The 21,198-nt window shown below is 65.2% G+C and carries 18 protein-coding genes; 8 read left to right on the plus strand and 10 right to left on the minus strand.

The annotated features are described in order from the left end of the window. Positions 1-472 precede the first annotated feature (472 nt). The 3 genes from QAZ47_RS03170 to QAZ47_RS03180 are packed head-to-tail and all read right to left on the minus strand — an operon-like array spanning position 473 to position 3,763. Positions 473-2,017: a DHA2 family efflux MFS transporter permease subunit gene (locus tag QAZ47_RS03170; RefSeq protein WP_278232480.1), complete on the minus strand. Its 1,545-nt coding sequence runs from the start codon at positions 2,015-2,017 to the stop codon at positions 473-475. Beyond that, the gene (locus tag QAZ47_RS03175) at positions 2,014-3,306 is read right to left on the minus strand and encodes an efflux RND transporter periplasmic adaptor subunit (protein ID WP_278232481.1); all 1,293 of its coding nucleotides are present in this window, start codon (positions 3,304-3,306) and stop codon (positions 2,014-2,016) included. Before QAZ47_RS03175 ends, QAZ47_RS03170 begins: the two co-directional genes overlap by 4 nt. Next, a complete protein-coding gene (locus QAZ47_RS03180) occupies positions 3,299-3,763 on the minus strand; it encodes a MarR family transcriptional regulator (RefSeq protein WP_278232482.1) in 465 nt (154 codons plus the stop codon). Before QAZ47_RS03180 ends, QAZ47_RS03175 begins: the two co-directional genes overlap by 8 nt. A 162-nt stretch (positions 3,764-3,925) precedes the next feature. Between QAZ47_RS03180 and QAZ47_RS03185 the strand changes: the two genes are divergently transcribed. From QAZ47_RS03185 to yihA, 3 genes are all read left to right on the plus strand, one after another. Then, positions 3,926-4,246 (plus strand): hypothetical protein, encoded by a 321-nt coding sequence (locus QAZ47_RS03185; RefSeq protein ID WP_278205533.1) that lies wholly within the window; start codon positions 3,926-3,928, stop codon positions 4,244-4,246. Positions 4,247-4,329: 83 nt separating this feature from the next. After that, on the plus strand, positions 4,330-4,968 hold the full coding sequence (locus tag QAZ47_RS03190) for a CatB-related O-acetyltransferase (RefSeq protein ID WP_278232483.1): 639 nt from the start codon (positions 4,330-4,332) through the stop codon (positions 4,966-4,968). A gap of 86 nt (positions 4,969-5,054) precedes the next feature. Further along, positions 5,055-5,636, plus strand: a complete 582-nt coding sequence (yihA, locus tag QAZ47_RS03195; RefSeq protein ID WP_278233765.1) for a ribosome biogenesis GTP-binding protein YihA/YsxC — start codon at positions 5,055-5,057, stop codon at positions 5,634-5,636. A 245-nt stretch (positions 5,637-5,881) separates the two neighbouring features. Here yihA and QAZ47_RS03200 read toward each other — a convergent pair whose 3' ends face one another. Both QAZ47_RS03200 and QAZ47_RS03205 read right to left on the minus strand, forming a co-directional pair. After that, positions 5,882-8,320: a DNA translocase FtsK gene (locus QAZ47_RS03200; RefSeq protein ID WP_278232484.1), complete on the minus strand. Its 2,439-nt coding sequence runs from the start codon at positions 8,318-8,320 to the stop codon at positions 5,882-5,884. 539 nt (positions 8,321-8,859) lie between these two features. Further along, positions 8,860-9,558, minus strand: a complete 699-nt coding sequence (locus QAZ47_RS03205; RefSeq protein WP_278232485.1) for a TetR/AcrR family transcriptional regulator — start codon at positions 9,556-9,558, stop codon at positions 8,860-8,862. 134 nt (positions 9,559-9,692) lie between these two features. On the opposite strand from QAZ47_RS03205, the gene QAZ47_RS03210 reads away from it, so the two are divergent. Both QAZ47_RS03210 and QAZ47_RS03215 read left to right on the plus strand, forming a co-directional pair. Further along, complete coding sequence (locus QAZ47_RS03210) at positions 9,693-10,877, plus strand: HlyD family secretion protein (RefSeq protein WP_278232486.1); 1,185 nt, start codon at positions 9,693-9,695, stop codon at positions 10,875-10,877. Positions 10,878-11,001: 124 nt separating this feature from the next. Continuing rightward, positions 11,002-12,606: a DHA2 family efflux MFS transporter permease subunit gene (locus QAZ47_RS03215; RefSeq protein WP_278232487.1), complete on the plus strand. Its 1,605-nt coding sequence runs from the start codon at positions 11,002-11,004 to the stop codon at positions 12,604-12,606. Between the two features lie 97 nt (positions 12,607-12,703). Here QAZ47_RS03215 and msrB read toward each other — a convergent pair whose 3' ends face one another. The 4 genes from msrB to QAZ47_RS03235 all read right to left on the minus strand — a co-directional run bounded on the left by msrB (position 12,704) and on the right by QAZ47_RS03235 (position 15,419). Then, positions 12,704-13,207: a peptide-methionine (R)-S-oxide reductase MsrB gene (gene msrB, locus QAZ47_RS03220; RefSeq protein WP_278232488.1), complete on the minus strand. Its 504-nt coding sequence runs from the start codon at positions 13,205-13,207 to the stop codon at positions 12,704-12,706. A 198-nt stretch (positions 13,208-13,405) separates the two neighbouring features. Continuing rightward, entirely contained in the window at positions 13,406-13,963 is a 558-nt protein-coding gene (locus tag QAZ47_RS03225; RefSeq protein ID WP_278232489.1) for a fasciclin domain-containing protein, read from the minus strand. A gap of 200 nt (positions 13,964-14,163) precedes the next feature. Beyond that, on the minus strand, positions 14,164-14,883 hold the full coding sequence (locus QAZ47_RS03230; protein ID WP_278233766.1) for an anti-sigma factor: 720 nt from the start codon (positions 14,881-14,883) through the stop codon (positions 14,164-14,166). Beyond that, positions 14,880-15,419 (minus strand): sigma-70 family RNA polymerase sigma factor, encoded by a 540-nt coding sequence (locus tag QAZ47_RS03235; protein ID WP_278205540.1) that lies wholly within the window; start codon positions 15,417-15,419, stop codon positions 14,880-14,882. Before QAZ47_RS03235 ends, QAZ47_RS03230 begins: the two co-directional genes overlap by 4 nt. Before the next feature lie 145 nt (positions 15,420-15,564). Between QAZ47_RS03235 and QAZ47_RS03240 the strand changes: the two genes are divergently transcribed. Both QAZ47_RS03240 and argB read left to right on the plus strand, forming a co-directional pair. After that, entirely contained in the window at positions 15,565-17,061 is a 1,497-nt protein-coding gene (locus QAZ47_RS03240) for an amidase (protein WP_278232490.1), read from the plus strand. A 90-nt stretch (positions 17,062-17,151) separates the two neighbouring features. Continuing rightward, entirely contained in the window at positions 17,152-18,045 is an 894-nt protein-coding gene (argB, locus tag QAZ47_RS03245; RefSeq protein WP_278232491.1) for an acetylglutamate kinase, read from the plus strand. An 8-nt stretch (positions 18,046-18,053) separates the two neighbouring features. Here argB and bchE read toward each other — a convergent pair whose 3' ends face one another. Further along, on the minus strand, positions 18,054-19,622 hold the full coding sequence (gene bchE / locus QAZ47_RS03250) for a magnesium-protoporphyrin IX monomethyl ester anaerobic oxidative cyclase (RefSeq protein WP_278232492.1): 1,569 nt from the start codon (positions 19,620-19,622) through the stop codon (positions 18,054-18,056). A gap of 312 nt (positions 19,623-19,934) precedes the next feature. On the opposite strand from bchE, the gene QAZ47_RS03255 reads away from it, so the two are divergent. Continuing rightward, positions 19,935-20,996 (plus strand): class I SAM-dependent methyltransferase, encoded by a 1,062-nt coding sequence (locus QAZ47_RS03255; RefSeq protein WP_278232493.1) that lies wholly within the window; start codon positions 19,935-19,937, stop codon positions 20,994-20,996. Positions 20,997-21,198: the final 202 nt, after the last annotated feature.

Raw genomic sequence — 21,198 nt, forward strand, 5'->3', positions numbered from 1 at the left:
TTACGCTAACGCGTTGCAACGGTTACAGAATTCTGCACTGCCACACTCTGCGGCAGAGGTCACGGAATGGATCTTCGGGTCAAGCCCGAGGATGACGACGTCACGGGGCCGGTTCGGCCGATCTCCAACGTCGGCGCCATTCGGACAAGGCGATCGCGTATGGCTTTCTGAGCTCAGATAACCGGCATGTCCTGATCGGCGTCATCCTCGGGCTTGACCCAGGACAAGATCGAGGATGACGGCGTTGCGTTGGCCTTCGCCGATAAACCCATACGTCATTGCCCTCGATGCCACGGGGCGGGAATAATTTTCGGCAAATATCAGGAGTTCCTGAAACTCCGAGCAGCCCCGCCTCGTATGATTCCCGGTCCTCCCCAATAAGGCCGCGACGGCTTCCGGCGCGACGACGCCGGTGTTTGGGAGGCCGTCCGGCAGACCGGGGTCCCCGCGGGCGGGACCCCGGTCTTTCCTGTCACTCCACGACGGCGCTGTGATCGACCTTGGCCGGCGTGCCGGGCTTGCGCAGCAGCAGCACCAGCGGGATGGCGGCCAGGGACAGGATCATCATCAGCTTGAAGTCGTCGACATAGCTGATGATCGTCGCCTGCAGCGTGACCAGGCCGTCGAGGGCCGCGCGGCCGGCGGCGGTGTAAGGGCTGAGCGCCTGTGCGATCGTCGGGTCGGCGAAGGCCTGATTGTAGGGCGTCACATAGTCGGCGATGTCGGCGTGGTTGATCTGCTGGTTCTGCGTCAGAAGCGCGGTGACGACCGAGATGCCGACGCTGGAGCCGATGTTGCGCGACAGATTGTAGAGGCCCGTGCCTTCCGCGCGCCTTTCCGGCGCCAGCGTGGCGAAGGTGATGGTGGTGAGCGGGACAAACAGAAAGCCCAGCCCGGCGCCCTGGATGAAGCCGGTGCTGACGATCGTCCATTGCGAGACGTCGGGCGTCCAGCCGGTCATGTCGTACATCGCCCAGGCGGTGATCGTGAGACCGATGAAGAGCAGCCAGCGCGTGTCGACCTTGCCGACCAGCCGGCCGACGAGGAACATACAGGCCATGGTGCCGAGGCCGCGCGGTCCCATGACGATGCCGGCGGTCACCACCGGATAGCCCATCAGCGTCTGCAGGTAGGGCGTCATCAGCGCCAGCGAGGCGAGATAGGTGATGCCGATGATGAAGATGAACACCATGCCGACGGCGAAATTCCGGTCGAGGAAGAGCCTTGGATTCACGAAGGTGTCGCGAGCGGTGAAGGTGTGGACGATGAAGATGTAGAAGGCCGACACGCAAACCAGCGCCTCGACGATGATCTCGGACGAGGAGAACCAGTTGAGCTGCTCGCCGCGGTCGAGGAACATCTGCAGCGAGGCGATGGCGACGCTGAGCATGCCGAAGCCCAGCCAGTCGAGCCTGGCCTTCAGGTCGAGCTTGGTTTCCTGGACGAACATCGAGACGCCGGCGAAAGCCAGCGCGCCGATCGGCACGTTGATGTAGAAGACCCAGCGCCAGGAAACGTTTTCCGTCAGCCAGCCGCCGATGACCGGGCCAAGCACCGGGCCGACCATCACCGAGACGCCGAACAGCGCCATGGCCGAGCCGCGCTCCTCGACGCTGTAGATGTCGAGCAGGATGCTCTGCGAGAGCGGAACAAGGGCCGCGCCGAACAGGCCCTGCAGCAGGCGGAAGCCGACGATCTGCGTCAGCGACTGGGCAAAGCCGCACAGCACCGAGGCGACGACGAAGCCGGTGATGGCGACCAGCAGGATGCGCTTGCGGCCGAAGCGGTTGGCAAGATAGCCGGAGGGCGGCGTCATCACGGCCGCGGCGACGATGTAGGAGGTGAGCACCCAGTTGATCTGGTCGGCGCTCGCCGAAACGCTGCCCTGGATATAGGGCAGCGCCACATTGGCGATGGTGGTGTCCAGCGCCTGCATGATGACCGCCAGGATGACGCAGGCGGTGATGGCGCCGCGATTGGCGACCGCAGGCGCGCCTGTCGCGGAAGCTGTGCTCATGACTTCTGCCCGAAACGCTTGACGAGGTCGGTGACGAAATCGGGCAGGCCGCGGGCATGGCCGGTGTCGATGCTGACCACGGCGCTCATGCCGCCCCTCAGCGGTGGCTTGCCTTCGGCATCGTCGATCGTCACCCGCATCGGGATGCGCTGCACGACCTTGACCCAGTTGCCGCTGGTGTTCTGCGCCGGAAGCAGCGAGAAACTCGAGGACGAGGCCGGGCTGATTGAGCCGACCTCGCCATGCCAGACTTCGCCCGGATAGCCGTCGATGCTGATCGTCGCCTTCTGCCCGGGCCGGACATAGGTGAGCTCCGTTTCCTTCGGCTCGGCCGCGATCCAGATGTCGGTTGACGAGACCAGGCTGAAGGCCGGCTGCGAGGCCGGCAGGTATTTGCCGACCTGCAACGCGTCGACATTGGTGACGATGCCGTCGAACGGCGCCTTGACCACCGAGTCGTTGAGGTTGCGCTGAGCGTCGTCCACGGCCGACTGCGCCTGAAGATAGAAAGGGTTCCTCTCGACCGGCTGGCTGGCGTCGCCGCCAAGCTGGGCGAGCGTCGCCTGCGCCTGCGCCTTGGCGACCGTCACTTTCTGGCGGGCGGCGACGAGATCGTGCTGGGCCTGGTCGAAAGTCGCCTTCGAGGCGGTGGAGGTCTTGAGCAGATCCTGCTGACGCTGGAAGGCGGACTCGTAATAGGGGATGTCGGCCTCGGACTGCTCGATCTGCGCCAGCGACTGCTGGTAGCTCGCCTGCAAGGTCAGCACCTGGTTGCGCACGGTGCCGAGCTGCGCCTGAGCACCGGCGAGCGCGGTCTCGAACGAGGCCGGCCGCAACCGGAAGAGCACCTGGCCCTTCTTCACCGCCTCATTGTCATGCACGTCGATCTCCTGCACGGTGCCGGAGACGTCGGTTGAGACGCCGAGCGACTGCGCCTGGATATGGGCGTTGTCGGTGGTCATGACCTGGCCGCCGACAACGTAGGAGTAGCCGCCGACGGCCAGCGCGACCGGGAGCAACGCAAACAGGACCGGCCGGGTCAGGCTGCGCCGCGGCTTCGCTGGGGCTGGCGGGGCGATCGTCACGGCGGCCGGCTTCGGCTGTGCCGAAGGGGCCTCCAGCGTGGCGGGTTCCGGGGTGACGGGCGCTTCCAACTCGCCGTTCTCTGCGACGGGGTTGCCACCCCGCCTTTGCTCGCGCTGGCTGTCCAGACGGATGACGTGGTCGCTCTTTCTTTCGCCGGCGTTGTCGCCTTCGGCGGGCTTTCTCGGTGAAGTTGGTTCAGACATGGACTTTCTCCCGGTCGGCGGCCGGCTGGGCGCAGGCCTCGAGCAGATTGGATTTGATCAGGCAAAGGGTTTGCAGCAGCTGTTGCTGCGCATCCGCGGAAAGGCCGGCGAAGGCCTCCTCGCGCGTCTTCAGGCCGTTGCTGCGCATTACTTCGATCAGCGGATGCACCCGCGGGGTCAGGTAGAGGAGCCACGCCCGGCGATCGGCAGGATCGGGCCGGCGCTCGATGAAGCCGCGCGCCTCCATCTTGTCGAGCAGCCTCGCCAGCGTGATCGGCATGATCTCGATGAGGTCGGCGACCTTGTTCTGGTGAATGCCTTCATGCCGCGACAGGTAGGCCAGCACCTGCCATTGCGCGCGGGTCAGGCCCGAGCTGCCCGAACGCTGCTCGAAACGCTTCCTGAGCAGGCGCGCGACATCGTGCAGCACGAAGCTGATATTGGGCGAAGAGGGCATGGGAGGAGACCGGAGTCGGCGGACAAACTTTCGTGAGCATGCTTATTATCATCATGCACATAATCCTGCTGGACGCCACGCGCAAGACCGGTTAAGCCGCCTGGAGCAAATGTCGCATCGGTGTGGCGCAACGAAAGGAGCCGACACGGGGCGGGCGAAAAGATGAAGATGAACCGGCTCAGAATCGCGATCGTGGCTGCCCTGTTTGGGTGCGCGTTTCCCGCGGCCGCCAAGGAGGCGGTGAGCTGCGGCGGCGCGGCGATGCTGGGTGGCGCACAGCTCAACTGCAGCCATGTGCAACCCAAGGCGCCGCCGCAGTTCTGCACCTTCAGCTGGGCACTGCACACGATGGGCGGCGACCAGAAAATCGTCGAGGGCAGCTTCTCCTTGCCGCCCGGCGCAGCCAACGTCCAGGTCTACCAGGGCAGCGGTTTCGACAGCGCGCTCTCGAACCCGATCGTGATCTGTCGCGGCAGCCATTGAGCATGGTTGGTGCGGTGACCGGATCACGTTAGTTTGATCGGCGCAACCGCTTAACCGTGCCTGCCAAATCGTGGACCGATCCGATGACCGCACCCAATCCCCACATCAAGCATCCGATTGCGATGCATCCGCGCGTCGGCTTCCTGAAGCCGCTGGTCAACGCGCCGAACATCGAGATCGGCGACTTCACCTATTACGACGACCCGGAGGGGCCCGATAAATTCGCCGAGAAATGCGTGCTGCACCACTATCCCTTCATCGGCGACAGGCTGATCATCGGCAAGTTCTGCGCGATCGCCGAGGGCGCGCGCTTCATCATGAACGGCGCCAACCACGCGATGTCCGGCTTCTCGACCTATCCGTTCAACATCTTCGGTCATGGCTGGGAGGAAGGCTTCGACCAGGAGACCTGGTCGAAGGAGATCCGTGGCGACACGATCGTCGGCAACGACGTCTGGATCGGCATGGATGCGGTGATCATGCCGGGCATCGAGATCGGCCACGGCGCCATCGTCGCGGCGAAATCGGTTGTCACTCACGACGTGCCGCCCTATGCGATCGTCGCCGGCAATGCGGCCAAGGTGGTGAAGATGCGCTTCGACGAATTCACGGTGCGGCGGCTGTTGAAAGCGGCCTGGTGGGACTGGCCGGTCGACAAGATCAGCCGCAACCTCAACGCCATCCGTGGCGCCGACATTTCCAAGCTGGAGGCCGCCGTTTGAACGCGCCGGATAGAACCACGAACGAAACGGCGATCAGTCCGGAACTGTTCACCCGCGCGTGGATCTTCATCCGCGGCGTGCCTTCGATGAAATTCCTGCCGCCGGAGGGGCCGCCGGAGATCGCCTTCGCCGGCCGCTCCAATGTCGGCAAATCCTCGCTGATCAACGCGCTGGTCGGCCAGAAGGGCCTGGCGCGCACCTCCAACACGCCGGGGCGGACGCAGGAGCTCAATTATTTCGTGCCGGACGGCTTTTCCGGCGAGGGCGCCGATCTGCCGCCGATGGCGCTGGTCGACATGCCGGGCTATGGCTACGCCACCGCGCCGAAGGACAAGGTCGACGCCTGGACGAAGCTGATCTACGAATATCTGCAGGGCCGCGTGACGCTGAAGCGCGTCTATGTGCTGATCGACGCCCGCCACGGCATCAAGGCCAAGGACGAGGAAGTGCTGTCGCTGCTCGACAAGGCGGCGGTGTCCTATCAGATCGTGCTGACCAAGACCGACAAGATCAAGGCGGCCGGCGTGCCAAGGCTGATCGAGGAGACGCTCGCCAAGATCAAGAAACGGCCGGCAGCGTTTCCGGCGGTGCTGGCGACATCGTCGGAAAAGGCCGCGGGGCTCGACGAATTGCGCGCGGCGATCGCGCGCGTGGCCAACGGCGGCTGAAAGCCGCTCTGGCCTTGGAGCAGGGCAGTCGGGTATGTGCTCCCCCTCACCCAGCCTCCGCTTCGCTCGGCTGACCTCTCCCCAAGGGGAGAGGAGATTGCCAGCGCTGGCGCCAGTCTCTTCTCCCCGACGGGGAGAAGGTGGCCGCTAAGCGGCCGGATGGGGGGGCTGGCGCCGCCATATGCGATTGCTCTGCCCCAAAGCGGGCAGGACCAGCCGTGACTGACCCGCCCATCAAGTCCTGCTCAATCCGTCTCGTCGCGCTCCGGCGCGTGGTCGCGCCGGCCGGTCAGGATTTCGCGCTTGCCGACGTGGTTGGGAGCGCCGACCAGGCCTTCCTTCTCCATGCGCTCGACCAGCGAGGCGGCGCGGTTGTAGCCGATGCCGAGGCGGCGCTGGATGTAGGAGGTCGAGCATTTCTTGTCGCGCTTGACCACCTTGACGGCTTCCTCGTAGAGGGCGTCGCCATCCTCGGCGTCGATCGAGCCCTTGTCGAAGACCGGACCGGTGTCGGCCGCCTCTTCCTCCGCCTCCTCGTCGGCGGTGACCGTATCGAGATATTCCGGACGGCCTTGCGCCTTCAGATGCGCCACGACGTGCTCGACCTCCAGGTCGGAGACGAACGGGCCATGCACGCGCGCGATGCGCCCGCCGCCGGCCATGTGCAGCATGTCGCCCTGGCCGAGCAACTGCTCGGCGCCCTGCTCGCCAAGGATGGTGCGGCTGTCGATCTTCGACGTCACCTGGAAGGAGATGCGGGTCGGGAAATTGGCCTTGATGGTGCCGGTGATGACGTCGACCGACGGACGCTGCGTGGCCATGATCAGGTGGATGCCGGCGGCGCGCGCCATCTGCGCCAGCCGCTGGATGGCGCCTTCGATCTCCTTGCCGGCCACCATCATCAGGTCGGCCATCTCGTCGACGATGATGACGATGTAGGGCATCGGCGCGAGGTCGATTTCCCGTTCCTCGAACAGCGGCTCGCCCGTGCCCTTCTCGAAGCCGACCTGCGTTTGCATGACCACGACCTCGCCGCTGTCGCGGGCGGCGGCGGCGCGCTGGTTGTAGCCGTCGATGTTGCGCACGCCGAGGCGCGCCATCTTGCGGTAGCGCTCCTCCATCTCGCGCACCGCCCATTTGAGCGCCGTGACCGCCTTCTTGGAATCGGTCACGACGGGCGTGAGCAGATGCGGGATGCCGTCATAGACGGACAGTTCCAGCATCTTCGGGTCGACCATGATGAGACGGCATTCCTCCGGCTTCATCCGGTAGAGCAGCGACAGGATCATCGTGTTGATGGCGACCGACTTGCCAGAGCCGGTGGTGCCGGCGACCAGCAGATGCGGCATCTTGGCGAGGTCGGCGATGACCGGCTCGCCGCCGATCGTCTTGCCGAGGCCAAGCGCCAGCCTGCAGGACGTGTTGCGGAAGCCTGCCGATTCGATCAGCTCGCGGAAATAGACCGTCTCGCGGGTTTCGTTGGGCAGCTCGATGCCGATGACGTTGCGGCCCGGCACGACGGCGACGCGCGCCGAGATCGCCGACATGGAGCGGGCGATGTCGTCGGCCAGGCCGATGACGCGGCTCGACTTCACCCCCGGCGCCGGCTCGAACTCGTAAAGCGTCACGACCGGACCCGGCCGGACATGGATGATCTCGCCCTTGACGCCGAAATCCTCCAGCACGCTTTCGAGCAGGTCGGCGTTCTGCTCCATCCGCTCCTGCGACATGTAGAAGCCCTGGCCCTCAGGCGGCATCTGCAGCAGATCCTCGGATGGAAGCTCGTAACCGGCCGCGACAGCCGCAGGCGCGACCTTGCCGGCGACCGGCAGGGAGGGCGCGGACCTCGCGGGCCGGGCGCTCCTTGCAACGGCAACCGGCGCGGCGTCCGCCGCTTCGGGCGCGCGCGATTCGGTCTCCAACGGAGCGGGCCGGGCGGCGGGCGCGACGGCCGGTGCCGCTACCGAGGCAGGGCTTGCGGTCGGCCCATTCGAGCGCCATTCGATGACGCGATAGAACGAAACTGCTTCGCCTACCGAGGCGGTGCGAGACGGGCTCGGCTGCGCCGGCGCAGGCCTCACCGGCGCGGGAGCGATGGGCGGCTGCGCCGGATCGTGCAGGCGTGCCCGCGCCAGGCGTTCGGCGAGCAAAGGCATGCTGAATTCGAAGAACGCATCGTCGGAAAGGTAGGACCAGCGGAATCTCGGCTGCGGCTTTTGCGCCGGAGTGGCGACCGCTCGCGGCGACGTGGTGATGGCCTGCTGCGGCCCGACTGCGGAGGCAGCGGTGGGAACTGCCCGGGTCGGATTTGCCGTTTCAGCCGTCGGCGGCGCAGGACGGGTGGAATCGCCGGCGGGAGCCGCCGTTTTGGCCGACGCTTCGTCGTCAGGCTGCGCTGCTGGCCGCTTGTCGGAATCCGGGGTGCGGGTGAAACGCACGTTGGGCGCGAGGAAGAAATATTGCTGCCAGGGCTGACGGGCAAACTCGCCGCCGCCAGCCGAATCGAACGAGGCTGCGTCCGATTCGCCTCCGATCGAGTCCCGCAGCGTGACAACCTGCCCCGTTTGGCCCTGCCGCGGCGAGTCCGCGCCATGCTCGCCCGCTTCCGCCGCACGACGGTGATCGTCGTTGTCGTAGGCGGAAATACCGGAAAGATTGGCACGGGAGAAACGCATGGATGTCATACTCGAGACTCGTCGAATGAACGTGTCCCGAGACATAGAAAGCGATGGTTAACAAGACCTTCCAACTGGGCTCGCGAAGGAGCAAGGAGTGGAGACCCTAGGTGGTGTAGCGCCGCGTTCCTTCACACCCCCTCTGGCCTGCCGGCCATCTCCCGCAAGGGTAACGGTATGCACACATTTCCAAGCGGCTGGTCTTTGGCGATAGCGTGCATGGCAGCTTGGCGCATGCATTGTCTTATGTAGCGCTGGTCGACCCCCACTCCGTCTCGGCTTCGCCGAGCCACCTCTCCCCCGATCGACGGGGTAGAGGAAGGCGCCAGACTTTCTACCGCCAGCGCTCGTCCAGCAAGGCTCCCTTCCTTTCCCTCCGGAGGGGGGAAAGGTGGCGCTGCGAAGCAGCGACGGATTGGGGGAACCGCGTGACAATCAAGCCTCAGGTTGATCAGTAGTCACGGAAGATGTGTGCACCCCCTAGCCCGCAAAGGGGGAGATTGGCAGCGCCGCGCCCTCCATTCCGACGAACCCGACAGGCAGCTCGGTCAGGTCGGTTCCGACGCCTGCTCCTCGGCGGTAAGCGTCGCGGTGCCGTAGGCCTTGAGGAAGACGTTCACGCCGGAGCGCACGACATGGTCGATCTCGGCCTGGGTCGGCGCCTTGGTACGGTAAGAGAAGATGCACTGGCGAAACAGGCCGGCGAGGCAAAGGTCGGTAAGCTGATAGGCGGCGAGTTCAACATCCTCGATTTTCAACAGGCCACGCTCGACAGCGGCGTTGAGGAAGGCGGCGACCTTGTCGTGGCCGCGCTTGGGGCCGCGCTCGTAAAAGCGCGCGCCAAGCTCGGGAATCCGGTCGGACGCGCCGATCACGGTGCGCTGCGCCTGTATGACCTTGGCCGAGGTGATCTTCATGACCAGCACCTTGCCAAACTTCACCAGCGTCTCGCGCAGGTCGTCGGCGTGGTCCAGGACGTCATACATGTTCTTGAAGATGGTGCCGCGCTCTTCCTCGATGAGGGCCTCGAACAGCTCTTCCTTGTTGGCGAAATAAACGTAGATCGTGCCCTTGGAGACGCCGGCCTCGCGCGTGATGTCGTTCATGGAGGCGGCCTCGAAGCCCTTGTCGATGAAGACGCGGCGCGCGCCCTCGATGATCTGGGCCCGCTTGACCGGATCCTGGCCGGCTGCCGGACGGCCTTTGCGCAGGTCGAGCAGATCGCTATCTGCTGTCGTTTCGACCATTGAAGTCATACCTCACGAAATATTTCGAACCAGGCGGTTCGATTTGCTCTTGATATGGGCCTCTTTACGCGCTATGTCAATCATCAATTCGAACCGAACGGTTCAGTCTGACTGACTTACCCAGAGAGATTATCATGTCCTCGAACGCGCCCGCCACCGCCGAAGTCCGTAATTTTCCCAACGCCAAGGTCCAGCCGTCGACCGAAGCGCCGGAAGTTCCCGTCCAGCCCACTCCCGTCGCTCCCGTCGAAGCGCCCGCCAAGAAGAAGCGTTCGGTCCGCTCGTTCCTGCTGCCGATCATCGGGCTTGCCCTCCTCGGCGCCGGCTCCTGGTACGGCTACAACTACTGGGCCGACGGCCGGTTCATGATCTCCACCGACGACGCCTATGTCCAGGCCGACATGTCGTTCGTGTCGCCGAAAATCTCCGGCTATGTGGATAAGGTGCTGGTGAGCGAGAACCAGAGGGTCAAGGCCGGCGATCCGCTGTTCGTCATCGACGACGGCGACTACAAGATAGCCGTTGCCCAGGCCGAGGCGCAGATCGCGACCTTGGCGAAGACGCTTGACCGCATCGACGCGCAGACCAAGGCGGCCCAGGCCTCGCTGGCGCAGGCGCAGGCGCAGAAGATCGCCGACCAGGCGGCGGCCGACAACGCAGCGCGCGCCCAGGACCGCGCGGCGCAGCTGCTCAAGACCCATGTCGGCACGCAGGCGCAGCTCGACGACGCCCAGACCGCGCTCGACCAGGCCAAGGCGGCCCTTGCCGGCGCCGACGCGCAGATCACCGCGGCCCAGGCCAATATCGGCGTGCTGGAAGCCCAGCGCGCGGAGCAGGCAAGCACGCTCGCCTCGCTGCAGTTGACCCGCGACAAGGCCCAGCGCGACCTTTCCTTCACCGTGCTCAAGGCGCCTTATGACGGCGTCGTCGGCAACCGCTCGGTCGAGCAGGGCGACCTCGTCAGCCCCGGCCAGAAGCTCGCCGTCGTCGTGCCGATGGACAAGCTCTACATCGTCGGCAACTTCAAGGAGACGCAGCTTGGCCGGCTGGTGCCCGGCGAGAAGGTCCGCATCACGGTCGACGCCATCGACGGCCAGACCTTCGAGGGCACGGTCTCGTCGCTGGCGCCGGCCTCGGGTGCGGTGTTCTCGCTGCTGCCGCCGGAAAACGCCACCGGCAACTTCACCAAGGTCGTGCAGCGCGTGCCCGTGCGCATCGACGTGCCGGCCGACGTGCTGAAGACCGGCAAGCTGCGCGCCGGCCTGAGCGTCATCGTCGCCGCCGACAGCCGCACCGCGCCGGCCGCGACGACCAACTGAGCAGTTTGGGGGGCGGTCCGACGGCCGATCGAGCGCCGGGCCGCCCAGCCTGCCAGCTATTTGTTTCGATGCAATTCCGGACGGAAAACCACTTTGCCGGAATTTGCTCCAGGGAGGCCATGACATGGCAACCGCGACCATCACAGCAGGATCAGTGCCGGCACGGCCGGCAGCCGCCGCGCCCGCCGACCACATGCCGGTGCGCCGCGTCATCGCCTTCCTGGCGATGGTCTTCGGCATGTTCATGGCGATCCTCGACATCCAGATCGTCTCGGCATCGCTGGCCGAGATCCAGGCGGGCCTCAGCGCGAGCTCCGACGAGATCCCGTGGGTGCAGACCGCCTATCTGATCGCCGAGGTGGTGATGATCCCGTTGTCGGGCTTCCTCAGCCGCATGCTGTCGACCAGGGTGCTGTTCACCATCGCCGCCGCCGGCTTCACCGCGGCCAGCGCGCTCGCAGCGACCGCCACCAACATCGACCAGATGATCGTCTACCGCGCCATCCAGGGTTTCATCGGCGGCGGCATGATCCCGAGCGTCTTCGCGGCCGCCTTCACCATCTTCCCGCCGTCGCGTCGCGCCGTCGTCTCGCCGATGATCGGCCTGGTGGCGACGCTGGCGCCGACCATCGGCCCGACGGTGGGCGGCTATATCAGCCACGCCATGTCCTGGCACTGGCTGTTCCTGATCAATGTCGTGCCCGGCATTTTGGTGGCGACGGCGGCCTGGTCGCTGATCGACTTCGACAAGCCCAACCTCAAGCTGTTCTCGAAGTTCGACTGGTGGGGCCTGATCGGCATGGCCGCCTTCCTCGGCTGCATGGAATATGTACTGGAAGAAGGCCCGAACCATGACTGGCTGCAGGAGCAGGCCGTCTTCATCTGCGCCGTGATCATGACCGTCGGCGGCGTCATCTTCTTCTGGCGCGTCTTCACCGCCGAGGAACCGATCGTTGACCTCAGGGCCTTCAGCAACGTCAACTTCGCCTTCGGCTCGCTGTTCTCCTTCGTCGTCGGCATCGGCCTTTACGGGCTCACCTATCTCTATCCGGTGTTCCTGGGGCGCATCCGCGGCTACGATTCGATGATGATCGGCGAGGCGCTGTTCGTCAGCGGCCTGGCCATGTTCTTCACCGCGCCCGTTGCCGGCATCCTGTCGAACAAGATCGATCTCAGGCTGATGATGATGATCGGCTTCTTCGGCTTCGCCACCGGCACCTGGTGGATGACGCATCTCACCGCGGACTGGGATTTCTACGAGCTGCTCGTCCCGCAGATCCTGCGCGGCTGCTCGATGATGCTGTGCATGGTGCCGATCAACAACATCGCGCTCGGCACTTTGCCGCCGGAGCGGCTGAAGAACGCGTCGGGCCTGTTCAACCTGACCCGCAATCTCGGCGGCGCGGTCGGCCTGGCGATCATCAACACGGTGCTGATCGACCGCAACGCCTTCCACTACGCAAGGCTCTCCGAGCATGTCGAGTGGGGCAGCCAGGCGGCGCAGACCAAGCTGCAGAACATGACGCTGAACTTCGAGCAGACCGCCGGTCTCGACGCCACCAGCGCCGCGATCTCGAAACTGTCCGGCATGGCGCATCAGCAGGCGGCGCTGCTGTCATTCATGGACGTCTTCTTCATGCTGACGGCGCTGTTCGCCACGCTCGGACTGCTCGTGCTGTTCATCAACAAGCCGGCCGACCAGCGCGGCGGTGGCGGCGGAGGCCATTGAGGAAGCCGGAACCCCCGCCTGGCATCCTCACGCGCGACCCCGGAAATCGTTGCCGATTTCCGGGGTCGTTTCTTTTTGGATAAAGGGAAGCGCTGCCTCAGGCGGCTGCCGGCTTGAAGCTCAGCGCCACGCCGTTGATGCAGTGGCGCAGCCCGGTGGGCGGCGGGCCGTCGTCGAAGACATGGCCGAGATGGCCGCCGCAACGCCGGCAATGCACTTCGGTGCGCGTCATGCCGAGCGAACGGTCCTCGGTCTTGCCGATGGCGTTGGGGATCTCCTGCCAGAAGCTCGGCCAGCCGGTGCCGGAATCGAACTTCGTTTCCGACGGATAGACCGAAAGGTCGCAGCCGGCGCAGGCGAAGATGCCCTTGCGGTGTTCGTTGAGCAGCGGGCTGGTGCCCGGATATTCGGTGCCCTCTCTGCGCAGCACGTCGAAGGCGGCGTCCGAGAGGATGGCGTGCCATTCGGCATCGGTCTTGGTGACCTCGAAGGTCTCGGCGGCCAGAGCAGGCTTGGCGCCACCCATGCGCAACGCCGCTCCGGTTCCGACGGCGAGGGCGGTGGCGGCGGCACCGCTCCAGAGAAAGTCGCGACGGTTCATGGCCTTTCCTCCTGACATGATCTTACAAACTAGGACGCCGCCGGAAAGTCAAAAGCCGGTGACGGCCCGCCTGCGCCACCCCGCATCGACCCAAGCCCTGGCGATGCGGAGCGGCGCTTGACGGCAGCGCGGATCGTGGGAGAGAGAACCGTGCGGCCGGCTGGGACACACCTCACTTCGCCGGCCGCACGCGCTTTGTTACATCTTCGGCAGAAGAACCTTGTCGACGACGTGGATGACGCCGTTCGACTGGCGGACATCGGCGATGGTGACATGGGCGACGTTGCCGTTCTCGTCGGTCACGGTGACCTTGCCCTTTTCCGACTTCAGCGTCAGCGCGCAGCCGCCGACCGTCTTGACCTCATGCGCGCCGCCATCGGCCTTGGCCATCTTGGCGACGTCGGCGGCCATCGCCTTGGCGGCGATGACGTGGCAGGTGAGGATCTTGGTCAGCTTGTCCTTGTTCTCGGGCTTCAGCAGCGTCTCGACCGTGCCCGCAGGCAGCGCGGCGAACGCCTCGTTGGTCGGGGCGAAGACGGTGAAGGGACCGGGGGTTTGCAGCGTGTCGACCAGGCCAGCCGCCTTGACGGCGGCGACCAGCGTGGTGTGGTCCTTCGAATTGACGGCATTCTCGATGATGTTCTTCTTGGCATACATCGGCGCGCCGCCGACCATCGGATTGGCGGCATAGGCAACGGCGCCGAGCGCGGAAAGGCCGATCGTCGAGGCAAGCAAAAGGGTGGCGAGTTTACGCATGATATCAGTCTCCTCGGGTTGTTTTTCCCATCCTTGGGAACGCGAGGAGATACGAGGCATCAAAAACTTAGTTTCGCGAGCCTCGAAATTTTTTATTCGCCGAACTGAATTCGAATACGCCGTACTTAATCACACGCAACCGCTCCCGCCCGACTGCGATAGGCAGATAGACTTCGGTTAACCTTGAAAATTTCCAGCGATCAGATGCCCTTAAGGTCGCCGGCGGCGACGACGGGGCCTGTCGGCCGGCCGGTCGGCGAACCGCCGGTCGGCTCGAGGCTGACGGCGAGCACGGCGCCCTGCGCCAGCTTTCGCTGGACGGCGGGCGTGACCGCCATGCGCGCGGTCTGGCCGGCCGGGATGACGCCCATCGAGACCGGCGCGTTCTTGCCCTCGATCATCCACAGCTCGAAGTCCTTGCCGGCGCCGCGCTCGCCGGAAACCAGCGAGAGGCCGACCTCCTGGCGCGCCGCGTCATAGACCGCGAGGTATTTGACGTTGCTGTTGTCGGCGGCGAGCGAGGCGACCAGCCTGGTCTCGGGGGGCGGCAATGACGGATTGACGAAGGGCAGGGCGACAAAGACGGCCAAAGCGGCAAGCGCGGCGGCGGCAAGCCCGCGCCAGAAGGCGAGGCTCCCCAGCAGGCCGGCGCCGGGAGCGGATGCGGCGGCCGAGGAGGCAAAGAGCCGGCGGTCGATCGCCGCCTTGACCGAGGTAGGAGGCTCGATCGCGGCATAGGCGGCCGCCATCGGCGCGAAGTGGACCTCCCAGGCATCGACCAGGCGGGCAAACGCCGTCTCGGTGTCGATGCGGCGCGAAGCGATCTGGCGCTCGTCGGCCGACAGAACGCCAAGAACGTATTCGGCGGCGAGCAGGTCGTCGCCTCCGCGTTCCGGTCCGTTGTCTTCCGCCAGCGTCATCTTTCCAGACATTCTCTCAGTTTGAGCAGGCTTCGCCGCAGCCAAGTCCGCATCGTGTTCAGCGGAACCTTGTAGCGCTCCGCCAGCTCGGCATAGCTCTCGCCGTTGAGATAGGCGCCCCGGACCGCCGCAGCCCGGTCTTTCTCCAATTCGTCGAGGCAATGGTGGATGCGTTCGGTCTCGCCGCCCGCGACAGCCATGGCCTCAGGCCCCGGCGCCGGATCGGCGACATCGAGCGCCGCATCGATGTCGGCAGAAGGACCGCGCCGCGCCCTGATGCGATCGATCGAATGGTTGCGCGCAATGGCCACCAGCCAGGAAATCGGGCTCAGATCGGAAACCGCGAAGCGGTCCGCCTTCGTCCAGATCTTGACGAAGACCTCCTGCAGCGCTTCTTCCGCCTCTGCCCTGTCCCTCAATACACGAAGACAGATGCCGAAAAGTTTCCCGCTGGTCTGCTTGTAGAGCAGATCGAACGCAGCCCGGTCCTTCATCGAAGTCCGGACGATCAGCTTGCTGATGTCCTGAGGCCCCATGCGGGCAAATTAGAAGATTGCGATTTATTTGCAACGGGGCGCCAAGGCCTTTGTCCGCCAAAGATTTATCATGCCGTCGGTCTGTCGAATCCCGATTCCGATTTGCCGCTTCATGCGATAGCCTTGCATAAAAGAGGGGGCGGCAATGTCGATCGAACGCGTGCTTTGGGAACAGGATGCGACCGGACTTGCCGAGCTCGTGCACAGAGGAGAAATTTCGCCGCAGGAGCTGGTCGACGCCGCGATCGCGCGCGCCGAGGCGACAAGACCCGACATCAACGCCATAGCCACGCCGCTCTACGACACCGCCAGGGCGAGGGCGAAAGCGGTCGACCGCAAGCTGCCGCTCGCCGGCGTGCCCTTCGCGCTGAAGGATCTCGGCATCGGCATCAAGGGCGTGCCGATCCATGGCGGCAGCCGCATCCCGGCCTTCACGGCGGACTACAACTCGGTGATGGTCGAGCGATATCTGTCCGCCGGCTTGATCCCGATCGCCACCAGCACCTCGCCCGAGCACGGGCTGCGGCTGATGACGGAATCCGCCCGCTTCGGCATCACCCGCAATCCCTGGAACACCGGCCACACCACCGGCGGCTCATCGGGCGGTTCGGCGGCGCTCGTGGCGGCGGGCGTGGTGCCGGCGGCGCACGCCTCCGACGGCGGCGGCTCGATCCGCGTGCCTTCGGCCTGCAGCGGGCTGGTCGGATTGAAGACCTCGCGCGGCCGCGTGCCCCTGACGCCGCTCACCAGCGAAAGCTGGTACGGCATGGTCGTCGACCACGCCGTCAGCCGCTCGGTGCGCGATACGGCGCTGCTGCTCGACCTGACGCATGGCGCCGATCCGCTGTCGCCCTATGCGGCGCCGGCGCCGAAAGGCTCGTTTGCCGCAGCAGCGGCGCGCGATCCGGGCAAGCTCAGCCTCGCCGTCTACCGCAAGTCGCCGCTCGGCCTGCCGATCTCGGCCGAGACGATTGCCGCGCTGGACGCGGCGGTGGCGCTGGCGCGCGAGGGCGGGCACGCGGTGGAAGAGATCGACCTGCCCTATATCGGCCGCGACTTCATGGCCGATTTCTGCAAGAGTGTCGCCTCGGCGGTCGCAGGCATGATGCGGGCCGAGGCGCTGCGCGTCGGCCGGCCCGTCGCCGGCGAGGTCGAGCGCGCGACGCGCGTGCTCGGCCGACTCGGCGAGATGCTGTCCGCCGGCGAAGTCTATGACGCGGTGCAGCGGTTGAACGCCACCGCGCGGCGGATGATCGAGGAGACCGCGCGCTTCGACGCCGTGCTGATGCCGATCATCGCCCACCCGCCGCTCGCCTGCTGCGCGATGGACGCGAAGGGCGCCGACGAGCTCATCGAAAACACGCTCGACAAGCTGCACCTCACCGGGCTGCTCAGGATCAAATCAATTTTCGGCCAGCTGATGGACAAGAGCCTGTGGTTCACCCACTGGCCGGCGATCCACAATGTCAGCGGCCAGCCCTCGATCGCGCTGCCGGTGCATGTCACGGCCGCCGGCCTGCCGCTCGGCATACAGGCCGCGGGGCGGCCGGGCGACGAGGAGACGCTTTTGTCGCTGGCCGCGCAGATGGAGAAGTTGTCGGGGTGGCTCAAGCGGCGGGCGCCGCTCAAGGCGCCCGGCTGATTTCGCAATTGTGACTGCAAAGCCGTTTGCGGCCTGCGGCAATTACCGCTAAGACGCCGCCGTCCTTTCCTAGAAGCCGGGAACATATCGATGACGGACATCGCCGCCACTGCCGAAATGCAGGCCGCGCTGCTTTCCAGAGCGCTGCCCTATATGCAGCGCTACGAGAACAAGACCGTGGTGGTGAAGTATGGCGGCCATGCCATGGGCGACAACCAGCTCGGCAAGGCCTTCGCCCGCGACATCGCGCTGCTGAAGCAGTCCGGCGTCAACCCGATCGTCGTGCATGGCGGCGGGCCGCAGATCGGCGCCATGCTCAACAAGATGGGCATCGAATCCAAGTTCGAGGGCGGCCTGCGCGTCACCGACCAGAAGACGGTCGAGATCGTCGAGATGGTGCTGGCCGGCTCGATCAACAAGGAGATCGTGGCGCTGATCAACGCCGAGGGCGAATGGGCGATCGGCCTCTGCGGCAAGGACGGCAACATGGTGTTCGCCGAAAAGGCGCGCAAGACCATGATCGATCCGGATTCCAACATCGAGCGGGTGCTGGATCTCGGCTTCGTCGGCGAGCCGGTCGAGGTCGACCGCACGCTGCTCGATCTTCTGGCGCGTTCCGAGATGATCCCGGTGCTGGCACCGGTGGCGCCCGGCCGCGACGGCCACACCTACAACATCAACGCCGACACATTTGCCGGCGCGATCGCCGGCGCCTGCCGCGCCTCGCGCCTCTTGTTCCTCACCGACGTGCCCGGCGTGCTCGACAAGAACAAGAAGCTGATCGACGAGCTGACGGTGGCCGAGGCCAAGGCGCTGATCAAGGACGGCACGATCTCGGGCGGCATGATCCCGAAGGTCGAGACCTGCATCGAGGCGATCGAGCGCGGCGTCGAGGGCGTCGTCATTCTCAACGGCAAGACGCCGCATTCGGTGCTGCTCGAGCTGTTCACCGAGCACGGCGCCGGCACGCTGATCGTGCCTTAGCATAACCGTCAGCCGGCTAATCTTCTCCACTCGGCTGCTGAGCGCCCTTCGATGGCAGAGACAGTCGGCTGGCGCGCCGGGCGCCGGACGATCATCGATTCCTCCTCGGCGTCCTGCGGCGCGCCCCAGAATTCGGCGAGCGTCGGCCCGTCCTTGACGCGGCGATCGCGGACCAGAAAGCCCCAGACCTCGCGAAACCAGACGCGGCGGCCCATCCTCGTGTACCAGCGCATCGAATGCCGCTGCTCGGGATCGGGGTGGAACAGGATGCGCGCCAGCGCCTTCGGCCGCGACTGCACGGCAAGCTCGATCAGCTTGACGGCGAAGAACAGCATCCAGGGTTTCAACCGCGTCATATGCAGGACCTGGTGCTTGTAATCCCAGAGGCGGACGTCCTTCTGGATCACCTTGCGATCCTTGGCGATGCGGAAGAACGGCGTCCAGCGGTGCGGCGTTACATAGAGCGCCTGGATCTGGTCGGGATCATAGGCGATGAGCTGGCGAAAGCCGCGCCAGAGATCGCGCAAGCCTTCGTCCTCGAAGCCGGCGACCCAGGTCGCCATCGACAGGATGCCGTGCTGCCTGAGCAGCCGGATCGCCTCGCGATCGGACTTGGTGCTGCCGCCCTTGCGGATCAGGGACAGCGTCGCCTCGTCGGTGTTCTCCATGCCGAGCAGCCAGCGGATGACGCCGGCCTTGCGGTAGAGATCGAGGATATCGGCGTCGCGCACGATGTCGTCGGCGCGCGTCGAGCCGACGATCAGCACCGGCACGTTCTCCGCGATCATGGCTTCGAGAAAGGCGAGCCAGGCCTTCTTCGATGAAGTCGGGTTCTCGTCGGCCAGGTTGATCAGCTCGACACCATGCTTGCGGTGCAGCCAGGCGATTTCCTTGGCGAATCTGACCGGATCGCGATGGCGCCAGCGGGTCCAGAAACCGCGCTGGCCGCAATAGTTGCACAGATGCGGGCAGCCGCGCGAGAACTGCATGACCACGGCGCGCTTGCCGCCCCAATAGCTGTAGCGGCCATGGTCGATCAGCTCCCAGCCGACGCGACAGGCGTCGAGATCGGCGATCGTCGCTGCCGGCGGCGTGGCGAAAGGGCGGCCGAGATCGTCGCGATAGGCGATGCCGGCGACGCTTGCCACCGGCCGGCGCCGTTCCAGCGCCTCGACCAGTGACACCGCGGTCGCTTCCCCCTCGCCGCGCACGATGAAGTCAAAGGCGGCGGTTGCAGCCAGCACGTCGCGCCAGTGATAGGTCGGGAAGACGCCGCCATAGACGATGATGACCCCCGGAGCGCGGGCCTTGATCATCGCCGCGATCCGCAGCGCTGTCGGATGCGCCGAGGTCGAGCCGGAATGGCCGATGAGGATCAGATCCGGATCATCGCTCAAAGCGTCATCGACGAGCGCGGGAAGCGGCATCGGCCCGAATTCGGCGTCGACCAGGCGCACCGGGTGGCCGGCGTCGAGCAGCGGACCGCCGATGGCCAGCAACCCGAGTGGCGGCAGATGATCGTCGGGCACGCGGCTGCCGATGGCCGTATGCGGCGGGTTGATCAACACGATGTTCATGGCGGACCTCCTTGTCGGTCCGCCGTTGCTAGACACCGATGTCGAAGCCGCCTTGGCGCGGTTCAGCAGTTTCGATGCAGCTTTCCAACAGATTTGACGGGCGTGCCCTCAAAGCGCCCAAAGCGCAGCCGGCATCGAGGTGGTGGCACGCATTCCGCACGTTGATCGCGCCGCGGCTTTCGGCGGCTCAAACCTTCGGAGACAAGTACATTAGCATTACCTAATACAGTTTATCCTAAACTTTTATTAAACCTCTATGCATCTTTATATGCATCTATAAATTGTCGGTGGGGGACCACAAGGAATGCCCATATGGCGTTGAATCCTGATTTGAAAATTGATGAAGCAAGCCTCATCACATCGACGTTGATCAAGAAGCACAAGGCCGCGTCCGCGGAGACGGTCGACGCCGTCGAGCTCAAGGCGCGGGCGGCCCAGCTTGCCCTTGTGCTGGACCTCGCCCACCAGGCCTTCGCGCGCCAGGAGCCGGCGGGGCAAATCGTCGAACGCCTGGCCGGTCGATTGCATGAATTGCGCCGCGATGTCGCCCCCGCTGTGTGGCAGGAACTGATCCCGCTCGCTCAGCAGCACCGTGTGGCGGACTATCTGAAGCAGGATCCGTTCACGCGCTGGTCCTTCGAAAAACCGCGCGGCTATTCGGGCGACGCGACACTGCTGGACATCTACTACAAGCATCCGAGCGCCAACGAGATCGTCGCTTCGTCGAGCCAGCTCGGCCGCGAGATCTTTGCCTATACGAGCGAGGCGGCGAGTTCTGTGGCAGGGCGCGAGCGTCGCGAGATACTGGCTAGAACGGTCGATGAAACGGCCGCGCGGGCGGAAAATGCCGAGGTGCTGGCAATCGCCTGCGGCCATTTGCGGGAGGCCGAACTCTCAAAGGCGCTCGCGGAAAAGAGATTGAAGCGCTGGATCGGTCTCGACCAGGACCCGGTCAGCGTCGGCACGGTCAACCGAGACCTCGCCGGCACCGCCGTGGAGGCCATGGACGGATCCGTGCGCGGTCTTTTGCGGCGTGCCTACCCGCTTGGCACGTTCGATCTCGTCTATGCGTCCGGCCTGTACGACTACCTGCCGCTCCCCGTCGGCGCCCGTCTGCTTCAGAGAGCCATGGAACTGGTCAAGCCGGACGGGGAATTCCTCTTCGCCAATTTCAGCGACGAGATCACGACCGACGGCTACATGGAGACCTTCATGGACTGGCCGCTCATCCTGCGTTCGGCGGGCGACATGTGGGACATCATCAACGCCGCGGTGGACAAGAACCATGTCGATGCCGAGGTCTACTACGGATCCAACAGGAACATCGTTTACGGCAGGATCCGCAAGCGCGGGGGCACCCGGGCGTCGGCATAGGCGGCAGCGGAGCTGCCTTCAAGGATCCATTTCGATTTCCAGGTCGGGCCGCAAAGCGGCCCGACTTTTTCATGGAGTGCTGGCGCGCGCCCAATCCTGTTTGCCGAGGGATGGCGCCCAGAGCATTTCATGCGCTTTGGGTTTTGATTTTTACGCATGTCTTTGCCCCGAGACCGGTTTCCGGCCTTTCGGGGAGACATGC

This window comes from Mesorhizobium sp. WSM4904, assembly GCF_029674545.1.
Lineage (GTDB): Bacteria > Pseudomonadota > Alphaproteobacteria > Rhizobiales > Rhizobiaceae > Mesorhizobium.